This window comes from Neisseria uirgultaei (assembly GCF_962719845.1).
GTDB lineage: Bacteria > Pseudomonadota > Gammaproteobacteria > Burkholderiales > Neisseriaceae > Neisseria > Neisseria bergeri.
On record NZ_CAUIYF010000008.1, the window covers coordinates 69,429 to 81,835 of the forward strand.

Annotated in this window: 6 protein-coding genes; 4 read left to right on the top strand and 2 right to left on the bottom strand. The window is 53.8% G+C overall.

All coding sequences use genetic code 11. The features are described from left to right. Positions 1–81 precede the first annotated feature (81 nt). Positions 82–3,288: an exodeoxyribonuclease V subunit gamma gene (recC, locus tag Q9J32_RS06655; RefSeq protein ID WP_301883197.1), complete on the top strand. Its 3,207-nt coding sequence runs from the start codon at positions 82–84 to the stop codon at positions 3,286–3,288. A gap of 71 nt (positions 3,289–3,359) precedes the next feature. On the opposite strand, the gene mtrR is transcribed toward recC, so the two are convergent. Then, positions 3,360–3,992: a multidrug efflux system transcriptional repressor MtrR gene (gene mtrR / locus Q9J32_RS06660; RefSeq protein WP_304666379.1), complete on the bottom strand. Its 633-nt coding sequence runs from the start codon at positions 3,990–3,992 to the stop codon at positions 3,360–3,362. A 246-nt stretch (positions 3,993–4,238) separates the two neighbouring features. On the opposite strand from mtrR, the gene mtrC reads away from it, so the two are divergent. From mtrC to mtrE, 3 genes are read left to right on the top strand one after another with little or no spacing between them, the layout of a single operon-like run. Next, entirely contained in the window at positions 4,239–5,477 is a 1,239-nt protein-coding gene (gene mtrC / locus Q9J32_RS06665; RefSeq protein ID WP_304666378.1) for a multidrug efflux RND transporter periplasmic adaptor subunit MtrC, read from the top strand. 11 nt (positions 5,478–5,488) lie between these two features. Next, positions 5,489–8,692 carry a multidrug efflux RND transporter permease subunit MtrD gene (mtrD, locus tag Q9J32_RS06670; RefSeq protein WP_304675377.1) on the top strand — a complete coding sequence of 1,068 codons (3,204 nt, stop codon included), beginning with the start codon at positions 5,489–5,491 and terminating at the stop codon, positions 8,690–8,692. Positions 8,693–8,744: 52 nt separating this feature from the next. Then, positions 8,745–10,148, top strand: coding sequence for a multidrug efflux transporter outer membrane subunit MtrE (mtrE, locus tag Q9J32_RS06675; RefSeq protein WP_304675378.1), 1,404 nt, complete (start codon positions 8,745–8,747; stop codon positions 10,146–10,148). 107 nt (positions 10,149–10,255) lie between these two features. Here mtrE and Q9J32_RS06680 read toward each other — a convergent pair whose 3' ends face one another. Further along, positions 10,256–12,361, bottom strand: coding sequence for a TonB-dependent siderophore receptor (locus tag Q9J32_RS06680; protein WP_439652389.1), 2,106 nt, complete (start codon positions 12,359–12,361; stop codon positions 10,256–10,258). Positions 12,362–12,407: the final 46 nt, after the last annotated feature.

Sequence of the window (12,407 nt, forward strand, 5' to 3'; positions counted from 1 at the left end):
TTCAGACGGCATTTTGTTTGAAGGCGGGTGGGGGAAAGGCTATATAATCCCGAATACTTTTCCGCAACTTTTGTCGAAATCATGTTTTATCTGTATCAATCCAACCGTCTTGAAACTCTGGCGGCACTGTTTGCCCACATTCAAAAAGTCAAACCGCTGAAATCGGTTTTACAGCCCGAACAGATTATTGTGCAGAGTCAGGGGATGCGCCGCTACCTCAATACCTGCCTCGCCCGAGATTTGGGCGTGGCGGCGAATTTGGCGTTCAGTCTGCCCGCCGGCTTGACATGGAAGTTGATGAAAAAACTGATTCCCGGTATTCCTGAACTCAGCCCGTTTGCCCCCGAAGTCATGCGCTGGCGGCTGCTGGATTTGTTCCGCAGCGAGGCATTTCGGAATACGGCAGAATTTGAAGATGTGAGGAATGTGCTGCAAGACTATCTGGGCAGCGGCGAATCGGCAGATTATCAGCTTGCTGGCCAGCTTGCAGACATATTCGACCAATACCTTGTGTATCGTCCGCAGTGGATAGACGCTTGGCAGCAGGGCAGGCGGCTCGGTTTGGGCGACGATGAAATCTGGCAGTCCAAACTGTGGCGTTACCTCGACGACGGCAGGCAGAGCGCGCCGCACCGTGTCGCGTTGTGGGAAAAACTGCTTGCCGCGTTGGACAAGGATAAGCTGCCCGAGCGTTATTTCGTTTTCGGCATTTCCACGATGGCGCCGATGTATCTTCAGCTTTTGCACAAGCTGTCCGAACATTGCGATGTGTTCGTGTTTGCACTCAATCCGAGCGGGATGTATTGGGGCAACGTCATCGAAGCGGCGCAAATCCTCAAAGGCGGCGGCGATCCCGATCTGACGCAGGCAGGGCATCCGCTTCTTGCCTCATTGGGCAAGCAGGGGCGGGACTTTTTCGACTTTTTGAACGAAATGGAAATAGAAGAAACGCCGGTATTTGAAGAAGGCAGGCTCGATACGCTTTTGCACGCCCTGCAAACCGATATTCAAAATCTGAAAATGCCGTCTGAAACGGCGGGAAGCGTCAACACGGGCGACGGCTCGATACGCATCGTATCGGCACACAGCCCTTTGCGCGAATTGCAGATACTCAAAGACAAACTGTTGAAAATTCTGCATGAACATCCCGATTGGCAGCCGCATGATATCGCCGTATTAACCCCGAATATCGAATCCTATACGCCTTTTATCGAAGCCGTGTTCGGACAGGCGCAGCCCGGTGCGCAGGCATTGCCGTATTCCGTTTCGGATGTGAAAATCAGCCGCCGACAACCGCTGTTTCATGCTTTGTCATGCCTGTTCGACTTGTTGGAAAGCCGATTTGAAGTCGATAAAGTGCTTGTGCTTTTAGAAACCGCACCCGTGTTGCGCCGTTTTGGACTGACCGAGGACGATTTGCCGCTTTTGCACGATATGGTTGCCGATTTGAACGTTCACTGGGGTTTGGACGGAGAAATGCGCGGCGGCACGGATCAGCTGTTCACCTGGAAGCAGGCGGTAGAACGCATGATATTGGGCTGGATGCTGCCCGAAGGCGGCAATCCGATGTGGCAGGATGTCAGCGCGTGGTATGCCGACGTGAATCAAACCGCCATGTTCGGACGTTTTGCCGCCTTTATCGAGTCCCTGACGGATATTGTACGGATATGGCGGCAACCTGCGACGGTCGGCGAATGGGTGGCGCGTTGCCGGGATTTGCTTGAAACATTGTTCCAAGCCGAAGCCGATGACCAAAAGGCAGTCCAAAACCTCGAAAACGAATGGGTCAAATGGCAGGAAGAGAGTACTCTGGCTGGGTTCGTCGGACAGTTGCCGCAACAAACCGTCATCCGTCACATCCGCCGCTTCCTCGACAGCGAAAGTGAGGCAGGCTTTTTACGCGGCGGCATCACTTTTTGCAGTATGGTGCCGATGCGCAGCTTGCCGTTCAAAGTCATCTGCCTGTTGGGTTTGAACGACGGAGATTTTCCCCGCAATACCAAAGCCGCCGTATTCGACCTGATTGCCAAACATCCCGCCAAAGGCGACCGAGCCCGTCGCGATGACGACCGCTACCTGTTCCTTGAAGCTCTCATCAGCGCGCGCGAAATCCTGTATTTGTCCTACATCGGGCGCGACATCCGCAAAGACGAAGAGCTTGCCCCGTCTTCGCTGTTGGGCGAACTCATCGATACCGTTGCCGCTATGGCGGGCATCGGTAGCCGCCAACTTGCACAAAATTGGATAGAACAGCATCCGCTGCAAGCCTTCTCGCGCCGATATTTCCAAGAAGGCGGACGTTCAGACGGCATATTCGGCACGCGTACCGACTACGCCGCCGCGCTCGGACAAACGCCCGAACCGCCACAACCCTTTTTCGACCAATCCGTAGAAAACGCCGAACCCGTTGCCGAAATCGGACAGGACGAATTTATCCGCTTCTGGCGCAATCCCGTCAAAGTATGGCTTCAGCAGCAGCTTGCGTGGAGCGAACCCCATATCGGCGAAGCTTGGGAGCCTGCCGAACCCTTCGAGCCGCAACACGCCGATCAAATCGCCGAAGCCTACATCGAAGCACGGCGCGAAGGACAAGATTTTTCCCAAACCGCCGCCCGCATCGTTGCGGAAAGCCTGCTGCCGTCGGGAGAGTTGGGCATACTTTGGCAGCAGGACTTCCAAACCGCTGCCAAACAAATCGACACGGCGGTTTTAAACAGCCCCAAACTGCCACCGTTTTCATATGCCATACCGTCGGACGGGCAAATCCTGAAAGGCAGCTTGGGCAATTTATACCAATGCGGACAAGTGTTTTACGCCTACGGCAAACCCAACGCGCCGCAACGTATCGCTTTTCTGCTGGAACACCTGATATTTTGTGCCGTTATGCCGTCTGAAGCCGAAACGCGGCAAACCTTTATCGTCAGATCCGGAGAAACAGAAGTATTGGCGGAAATCGCGCAAGACAGGGCATTGCAGTTATTGTCGGAATGGATTGCATTTTTCAATATCGGGCAAAACCGCCCGCTGCCGTTTTTTGCCAAAACCTCGCTTGCCGCCGCCGAAGCGTTTGCCCAAAAACAAGATTGGGAAGCTGCCCTGAAAAAAGCCCAAACCGCCTATTACGGTAGCAAAGTCAGCAAAGGGCAGAAAGACTATACCGAAGTCGCCCTCGTGTTCGGCAACGCAAGCCAAAACCCGCTCGAACAGCCCCTGTTTGAAAACCTCGTCCGCCTGCTTGCCGACACGCTTGCCGCAGCGGAAAAAAAGGAAGAGACCGGAGAAGCATAATAGGATAGAAAGACAAATGCCGTCTGAAAACAGCAAAAAGGTTTTCAGACGGCATTTTTACCAAGGCTTGATTATTTCCGGCGCAGGTCGGGATGGTTTTCCAAGTTGTCCATCATTATCCCGATGATGCGTGGGGCGGTTTTGCCCAAATCGAAATTTTCACCGGAAGAGAGCCAACGCCAAATCAGCCCGTCCAAGGTCGATTTGATGAAGATGACCGCCGTTTCTTTGTCCAAATCGTCTGCCAAATCCTGATTTTCCACCGCTTCGGTCAAAACGGCGGTAATTTTTTCGCGCCAGATTGCCTGATGCTTGCGGGCAATGGCGATAACGGCGGCGTTTTGCTCCGTGTGTTCGCATTTTAAAAACAGGATGTTGTGGAATTTGTAGTGGATGTCGTTGCTTTGCAGCCGCTCGAAAAAGTGCAGCAGCGTGTGGCGGAATACCGTCCAAGACCCTCCTTCGGCATTTGCGGCATCTTGCACGATGCAGTTTTCGATGTCGTCGCAGATACGTTGGAACAGCGCGTCGAACAAGTCTTCCTTATTTTTAAAATGCCAATAGAGCGCGCCGCGCGTTACGCCGGCGGCTTGGGCGATTTCGTTGAGCGATGTGCGCGCAATCCCTTTGCGGTAAAAGGTTTCCAAGGCAGCAAGCATCAGGTGTTCTTTGGTTTTCAAGGCTTCGGTTTTGGTTTTTCTCATAATGGCGTTTTCGTTCCGGCGCGGTTTGACGGTTGGGATTATAAAAAAGACTTTGTATCCGTGCAATCGTGTATGTATAATAACGCCCCTGAAATTGAAACAGTTTCCCGTGCCGAAGTGCCGAACCCACCTGCTTTGCAACCCGTTTGAATACAGGGATGCCGAAGCAGGCGGTTTTGCATTTTGAAACGGGAATTTCTGTTAAATCTAAAATCCTTTAATAAAATCATATAGATAGGGTAAATAATGGTTTTTTATGCTTCTAAGGCGATGCGTGCCGCCGCGTTGGCTGCCTCTGTCGCGTTGGCACTGTCATCCTGCGGCAAAGCGGATGAAGCGGCACAGGGCGGGCAGCCTGCGGGTCGGGAAGCACCCGCACCCGTCGTCGGTGTCGTAACCGTCCATCCGCAAACCGTCGCATTGACCGTCGAGTTGCCGGGACGTCTGGAATCGCTGCGTACCGCCGATGTTCGCGCCCAAGTCGGCGGCATTATCCAAAAACGCCTGTTCCAAGAAGGCAGTTATGTCCGTGCCGGACAGCCGCTGTATCAGATCGACAGTTCCACTTATGAAGCAAGTCTGGAAAGCGCGCGCGCGCAACTGGCAACGGCACAGGCAACGCTTGCCAAAGCGGATGCGGATTTGGCGCGTTACAAACCGCTGGTTTCCGCCGATGCCATCAGTAAACAAGAGTACGATGCTGCGGTAACGGCGAAACGTTCTGCCGAGGCAGGCGTCAAAGCGGCACAGGCGGCAATCAAATCCGCCGGCATCAATCTGAACCGTTCGCGCATTACCGCGCCGATTTCGGGCTTTATCGGCCAGTCCAAAGTTTCCGAAGGTACGCTGTTGAATGCGGGCGATGTGACCGTGCTGGCAACCATCCGCCAAACCAATCCGATGTATGTGAACGTTACCCAGTCTGCATCCGAAGTGATGAAACTGCGCCGCCAGATAGCCGAAGGCAAGCTGCTGGCGGCGGATGGTGCGATTGCGGTCGGCATCAAATTTGACGACGGTACGGTTTATCCTGAAAAAGGTCGCCTGCTGTTTGCCGATCCGACCGTCAACGAATCGACCGGTCAGATTACCCTGCGCGCCGCCGTGCCGAACGATCAGAATATCCTGATGCCCGGCCTGTATGTGCGCGTGCTGATGGATCAAGTGGCGGTGGATAATGCATTCATCGTTCCGCAGCAGGCGGTAACGCGCGGTGCGAAAGATACCGTGATGATTGTGAACGCCCAAGGCGGTATGGAACCCCGCGAGGTAACGGTTGCACAACAGCAGGGTACGAATTGGATTGTTACGTCGGGTCTGAAGGACGGGGACAAGGTGGTTGTGGAAGGCATCAGTATCGCCGGTATGACGGGGGCGAAAAAGGTAACGCCTAAAGAATGGATGCCGTCTGAAAACCAAGCCTCTGCCCCTCAAGCCGGCGTTCAGACGGCATCTGAAGCCAAACCTGCTTCTGAAGCGAAATAAGGAAGGCATCGATGGCTAAATTCTTTATCGACCGCCCCATTTTCGCGTGGGTTATTTCGATTTTCATCATTGCGGCGGGTATTTTCGGCATTAGAAGCCTGCCGGTTTCGCAATATCCGTCTGTTGCCGCACCGAATATTACCCTGAGGGCTACTTATCCGGGTGCATCCGCACAAGTGATGGAAGACAGCGTACTTTCCGTTATCGAGCGGAATATGAACGGCGTGGAAGGTTTGGACTATATGACCACTTCTGCCGATTCGAGCGGCAGCGGCAGCGTGAGCCTGACCTTTACGCCTGAAACCGACGAAGATTTGGCTCAGGTGGAGGTGCAAAACAAGCTTTCCGAAGTATTGAGCATGTTGCCTGCTACCGTCCAACAGTACGGCGTTACCGTATCCAAAGCGCGTTCCAATTTTTTGATGATTGTGATGCTGTCGTCGGATGTGCAGTCAACCGAAGAGATGAACGACTACGCGCAGCGTAATATCGTTCCCGAGTTGCAGCGTATCGAAGGCGTGGGGCAGGTACGCCTGTTCGGCGCGCAACGCGCGATGCGGATTTGGGTCGATCCTAAGAAACTGCAGAACTACAATTTGTCGTTTGCCGATATCGGCAGCGCGCTGTCGGCGCAGAATATCCAGATTTCCGCAGGTTCCATCGGTTCGCTTCCCGCTGTGCGCGGACAGACGGTTACGGCTACTGTAACGGCGCAAGGGCAGTTGAGTACGGCCGAAGAATTCGGCAACGTCATCCTCCGCGCCAATACTGATGGTTCTAATGTTTACCTGAAGGATGTAGCGAAAGTCGGATTGGGTATGGAAGACTATTCTTCCTCAACCCGTCTGAACGGGGTAAATACCACCGGTATGGCGGTGATGCTGTCCAATAGCGGCAATGCGATGGCGACGGCAAAGGCGGTTAAAGAACGCATGGCGACGTTGGAAAAATACTTTCCTCAGGGTATGAGCTGGAAAACCCCTTACGATACTTCCAAATTCGTCGAAATTTCGATTGAAAAAGTGATTCACACTTTAATCGAAGCGATGGTGCTGGTGTTTGTCGTAATGTATCTCTTCCTGCAAAACATCCGTTATACGCTGATTCCGACCATCGTCGTACCGATTTCCCTGTTGGGCGGTTTCGCCTTCATCTCTTATATGGGCATGTCGATTAACGTACTGACCATGTTTGCGATGGTTTTGGTCATCGGTATTGTGGTCGATGACGCGATTGTGGTGGTTGAAAACGTCGAGCGCATTATGGCGGGCGAAGGCCTGCCGCCCAAAGCGGCAACCAAAAAAGCAATGGGTCAGATTTCCGGTGCGGTCATCGGTATTACTGCTGTTTTGATGTCTGTATTCGTTCCACTGGCTATGTTCAGCGGGGCGACGGGCAATATCTATAAACAGTTTGCCCTGACGATGGCGGCATCGATAGCCTTCTCCGCCTTCCTTGCGCTGACACTCACACCTGCTTTGTGTGCCACAATGTTGAAGACCATCCCGAAAGGGCATCACGAAGAGAAAAAAGGTTTCTTCGGTTGGTTCAACAAAAAATTCGACAACTGGACACACGGCTACGAAGGCTGGGTCGCCAAAGTCTTGCGCAAGACTTTGCGCATGATGGTTGTTTACGTTGGTTTGGCGGTTGTGGGCGTATTCCTGTTTACGCGCCTGCCGACTTCTTTCTTGCCGACCGAAGACCAAGGCTTCGTCATGGTCAGCGTGCAACTGCCTGCGGGTGCGACCAAAGAGCGCACCGATGCGACGCTGGCGCAAGTAACGCAGTTGGCAAAAAGTATTCCTGAAATTGAAAACATCATTACCGTTTCCGGCTTCAGCTTTTCGGGCAGCGGTCAGAATATGGCGATGGGTTTTGCCATGCTCAAAGATTGGAACGAGCGTACCGCCCCCGGCAGCGATGCCGTTGCGGTTGCTGGCAAGCTGACGGGTATGATGATGGGGACGCTGAAAGACGGTTTCGGCATCGCCATCGTCCCGCCTCCGATTATGGAGTTGGGCAACGGTTCGGGCCTGACCATCAACCTGCAAGACCGCAACAATACCGGTCATGCCGCATTGCTGGCCAAACGCAACGAGTTGATTCAGAAAATGCGTACCAGCGGTTTGTTTAACCCCAGCACCGTCCGTGCTGGCGGTTTGGAAGATGCGCCGCAGTTGAAAATCGACATCAACCGTGCCGCAGCGGCGGCGCAAGGTATTTCTTTTGCCAGCATCCGTACTGCACTGGCAAATGCGCTGGGTTCGTCTTACGTCAACGACTTCCCGAACCAAGGCCGTTTGCAGCGCGTGATGGTTCAGGCGGATGCTTCGGCACGTATGCAGCCTGCCGACATCTTGAATCTGACTGTGCCGAACAAATCCGGCGTTGCCGTACCGCTTTCCACCATTGCTACTGTTTCTTGGGAAAACGGTACGGAACAGAGCGTGCGCTTCAACGGTTATCCCGCTATGGATCTGTCCGGTTCGCCCGCAATAGGTGTTTCCACCGGTCAGGCCATGGAGGCAGTTCAAAAAATGGTTGATGAATTGGGTGGCGGTTACAGCCTGGAGTGGGGCGGACAGTCGCGCGAAGAGGTAAAAGGCGGTTCGCAAACCATTGCCCTTTACGCGCTTGCCGCCGTTGCAGTCTTCTTGGTACTTGCCGCACTTTATGAAAGCTGGTCTATTCCGCTGGCGGTTCTGCTTGTGATGCCTTTAGGCTTGGCAGGGGCGGCGGCAGGTGTAACAGGGCGCAACCTGACCGAGCTGATGTTGGGTGGTATTCCTGCATTTGCCAACGACATCTACTTCCAAGTCGGTTTCGTTACCGTGATGGGTTTGAGTGCGAAAAACGCGATTTTGATTATCGAATTTGCCAAAGACCTTCAAGCGCAAGGGAAAAGCGCGGTCGAAGCCGCTTTGGAAGCAGCCCGCCTGCGTTTCCGTCCGATTATCATGACCTCGTTCGCCTTTATTTTGGGCGTGGTTCCCCTGTATATTGCCGGCGGTGCAAGTTCTGCCAGCCAGCGCGCCATCGGTACAACCGTATTCTGGGGGATGTTGGTCGGCACGCTTTTATCCGTGTTCCTTGTTCCGCTTTTCTATGTGGTGGTGCGCAAATTCTTCAAAGAAACTGCACACGAACACGAAATGGCAGTAAAACACGCTGCCGAGGCGGGCATTACCGGTCCGGACGATAAACAATATTAAGCAAAATGCCGTCTGAACGCCCCGGGGCTTCAGACGGCATCGGGACTTTTTTATGGATACTACATTGAAAACCACCTTAACTTCTGTTGCGGCAGCTTTCGCATTATCCGCCTGCACGATGATTCCCCAATACGAGCAGCCTAAAGTCGAAGTTGCGGAAACGTTTAAAAACGATACTGCCGACAGCGGCATCCGTGCGGTCGATTTGGGTTGGCATGACTATTTTGCCGATCCGCGCCTGCAAAAGCTGATCGACATCGCACTCGAGCGCAATACCAGTTTGCGTACAGCCGTATTGAACAGCGAAATCTACCGCAAACAATACATGATTGAACGCAACAACCTCCTGCCCACGCTTGCCGCCAATGCCGGCGGTTCGCGTCAAGGCAGCTTGAGCGGCGGCAATGTCAGCAGCAGCTACAATGTCGGACTGGGTGCGGCATCTTACGAACTCGACCTGTTCGGACGCGTCCGCAGCAGCAGCGAAGCAGCACTGCAAGGCTATTTTGCCAGTGTCGCCAACCGCGATGCGGCACATTTGAGCCTGATTGCCACCGTTGCCAAAGCCTATTTCAACGAACGTTATGCCGAAGAAGCGATGTCTTTGGCGCAGCGTGTCTTGAAAACGCGTGAAGCAACCTACAAGCTGTCCGAATTGCGGTACAAGGCAGGCGTAATTTCCGCCGTCGCCCTACGTCAGCAGGAAGCCTTAATCGAATCCGCCAAAGCCGATTATGCCCATGCCGCGCGCAGCCGCGAGCAGGTGCGCAATGCCTTGGCAACCTTGATTAACCAACCGATACCCGACGACCTGCCCGCCGGTTTGCCGTTGGACAAGCAGTTTTTTGTTGAAAAACTGCCGGCCGGTTTGAGTTCCGAAGTATTGCTTGACCGTCCCGATATCCGCGCCGCCGAACACGCGCTCAAACAGGCAAACGCCAATATCGGTGCGGCACGCGCCGCCTTTTTCCCATCCATCCGCCTGACCGGAAGCGTCGGTACGGGTTCTGCCGAATTGGGCGGGCTGTTCAAAAGCGGCACCGGCGTTTGGTCGTTTGCGCCTTCCATTACCCTGCCGATTTTTACCTGGGGAACGAACAAGGCGAACCTCGACGCGGCGAAACTGCGCCGACAGGCACAAATCGTTGCCTATGAGGCCGCCGTCCAATCCGCATTTCAAGACGTAGCAAACGCATTGACCGCGCGAGAGCAGCTGGATAAAGCCTATGCCGCTTTAAGCAAACAAAGCCGTGCCTCTAAGGAAGCGTTGCGTCTGGTCGGCCTGCGTTACAAACACGGCGTATCCGGCGCGCTCGATTTGCTCGATGCGGAACGCAGCAGCTATGCGGCGGAGGGTGCGGCTTTGTCGGCACAACTGACCCGCGCCGAAAACCTTGCCGATTTGTACAAGGCGCTCGGCGGAGGATTGAAACGGGATACCCAAACCGATAAATAACCGGCCGGGCAATAAAATGCCGTCTGAAACGATAAGGTTTCAGACGGCATTTCTTTCTTTAAAACGGTTTCCGGTGCCTGCCTTTTAAGACGGCAGGCCGTATCCGTTTAGAAGGTATGTTTGACGGTTGCGGTCAGGCTGCGCGGCGTGCCGTAAACGTGAATGTCGGGCATCGTGCGGTAGCGTTTGTTGAACACGTTTTCAAAGTCCAAACTGATGCGAGTGGATTTGCCGATTTTGTAATGCGCGGTCAAATCCAGCGTGGCGTAGGGGCGTTGGGTCAATGCGGCTGCGGTGGCAGGGTTGATGTCTGCAGGGTATTCATCCAGCGTGTGGCTGCGGCTTTGCCAGTTGACGTTTGCACCCAGGTTCAAACGGTCGGTCACGTCATACGCGGTAAAGAGTTTGAACAGATGAACCGGATAAGACGGATGAAGTTGAACCCCTTTGCTGTCTTTGATTTTAGAACGTGCATAAGACGCATTCAGCAGCCATTTATCACTTAGGCGGCCGCCGACAGAGAGTTCCACGCCTTTTGTCGTGGTGTTGTTGACTGCACGGTAGTATTCATCGCCATTCGCGAATTCGCCTTCAACCACGCCCACATGGTCGCGTTTGTTCATAAACACAGACGCGGAAGCATTCAGACGGCCTTCAAACCACGAGGCTTTCAAACCGGTCTCGTAGGTTTTGCCGCGTTGCGGTTCGAGCGGTTTGCCGTCTTTGGTCAGGTTGCGCACTTGTGGGCGGAAGATGGTGGTGTAGGACGCATAGGCAGTCAGGTTGTCGTCTAGATCATAAGTTACACCCAAATAAGGAATGAAAACGTTTTGTTTGTGGCTGCTGTAAGCGAATTTGTTACGGTCAGTGCTGTAACGGTACCGCCAATCTACAAAACGTCCGCCGCCTATCAATGCCAGCTTGTCGGTCAGTTTGAAACGGGTCGAGCCGTAAACCGACAGGTTTTTCATATCGGTAAAACCATCGCGCGAATACGGCATATCGGGTTTGGCAATGTTGCCGTTAAAGAGGCGCAAATCAGGAATTTTCGACTCGCCTTCTTCATAGAAAGACAGGTTTTCTTTGTTGTCCTGATAGCTGATGCCCGCATTAAATTCATGCGAGCGGCCCAATGCCGGATAGTCGCCGTCCAAGGTCAGGGAGAAATCTTGGTCGCGGTATTTGCTGCGGTCGCGGTCTGAAGTGAAAAGCGCGGAGTAGTCGGTATTGATTTTGTATGTACCGGCAATGCCTGAAACGATGTCGCTTTTACCTGTCAGATAGCTGTAATTGCCTGTCAGTTTCCAGCCGTTGTCAAATTCATGGCTGAGGGAAGTGAACACTTCGGCACTGGTGTCTTTGCCGTAAGCCCATTTTGCCGAGGAATTGCTGCGCGGCGAAGCCTCAAACGGTATGAAACCGTCTGTCTTATTGCCTGCTGCCGTCAGGTAGCTGAAACGCGAGCTGCCCTTATTGCGGAAACGGTGTATTTCCGTACCGATATTCCATTGTGTCTGAGGGGCGAGGTCATAGGACAGAATGCCGTAGAACGTATGATTGTGGCGCGAAGTGTTCGGCAGGTAATCGCCGCCGTGGTCGCTGACCAAAATAGTGCGGCCGCGCAAGGTATTGTCTGCATTCAAAGGCTGGTTGGCATCAAGGACGAAGCGGTAGTGCTTCCACGAACCGACACCGGCTTCGACGCTGACGGCAGGTTTGGCAGTCGGTTTTTTACGTTCCAAAGCAACCGTACCGCCCGGCTCTCCCATACCGCCGTTGGACAAACCGCTTGCGCCGCGCACGACGACGACTTGGTCATACAACGTGCTGTCCAGATTGTTGGTACTGCGGCGGATGGCTTTACCCTCGTAAAGGAATTTGGGCGCGCCGTCCACGGAAATGCTGTCAATCGCCTGACTGCGCGAAATAAATTGGCTGTGGCCGGAGACGTTGTTGCCCATTTTGCTGTGGAACACGCCCGGTGTTTGTTTCAATACGTCCTGCAGGCTGTCCAAGCCTTGGTCTTCGATTTGTTTTGCCGTTACGACAGACAGGGATTGCGGTGTTTCACGCTGGGTCAGCCTGATGCCTGTGGCTGCAGATGAGGCGGGGATGGTGTAGTTGGAAGCCGTTTGTTTCCCCGGTTCTTTGACGTGTATTTCCGGAAGGGCGGCAAGGTCTGCGGCGGGGGCGTGCGCGGCGCATAACAGCATGAGTGCGGATGATACGGCAAGCGCGGTGCGTGAAGTGCGGGGGGGG

Coding starts and splice junctions, on each gene's coding strand:
- recC (WP_301883197.1), top strand. CDS start 82: ATGTTTTATCTGTATCAATCCAACCGTCTTGAAACTCTGGCGGCACTG.
- mtrR (WP_304666379.1), bottom strand. CDS start 3,992: ATGAGAAAAACCAAAACCGAAGCCTTGAAAACCAAAGAACACCTGATG.
- mtrC (WP_304666378.1), top strand. CDS start 4,239: ATGGTTTTTTATGCTTCTAAGGCGATGCGTGCCGCCGCGTTGGCTGCC.
- mtrD (WP_304675377.1), top strand. CDS start 5,489: ATGGCTAAATTCTTTATCGACCGCCCCATTTTCGCGTGGGTTATTTCG.
- mtrE (WP_304675378.1), top strand. CDS start 8,745: ATGGATACTACATTGAAAACCACCTTAACTTCTGTTGCGGCAGCTTTC.
- Q9J32_RS06680 (WP_439652389.1), bottom strand. CDS start 12,361: ATGCTGTTATGCGCCGCGCACGCCCCCGCCGCAGACCTTGCCGCCCTT.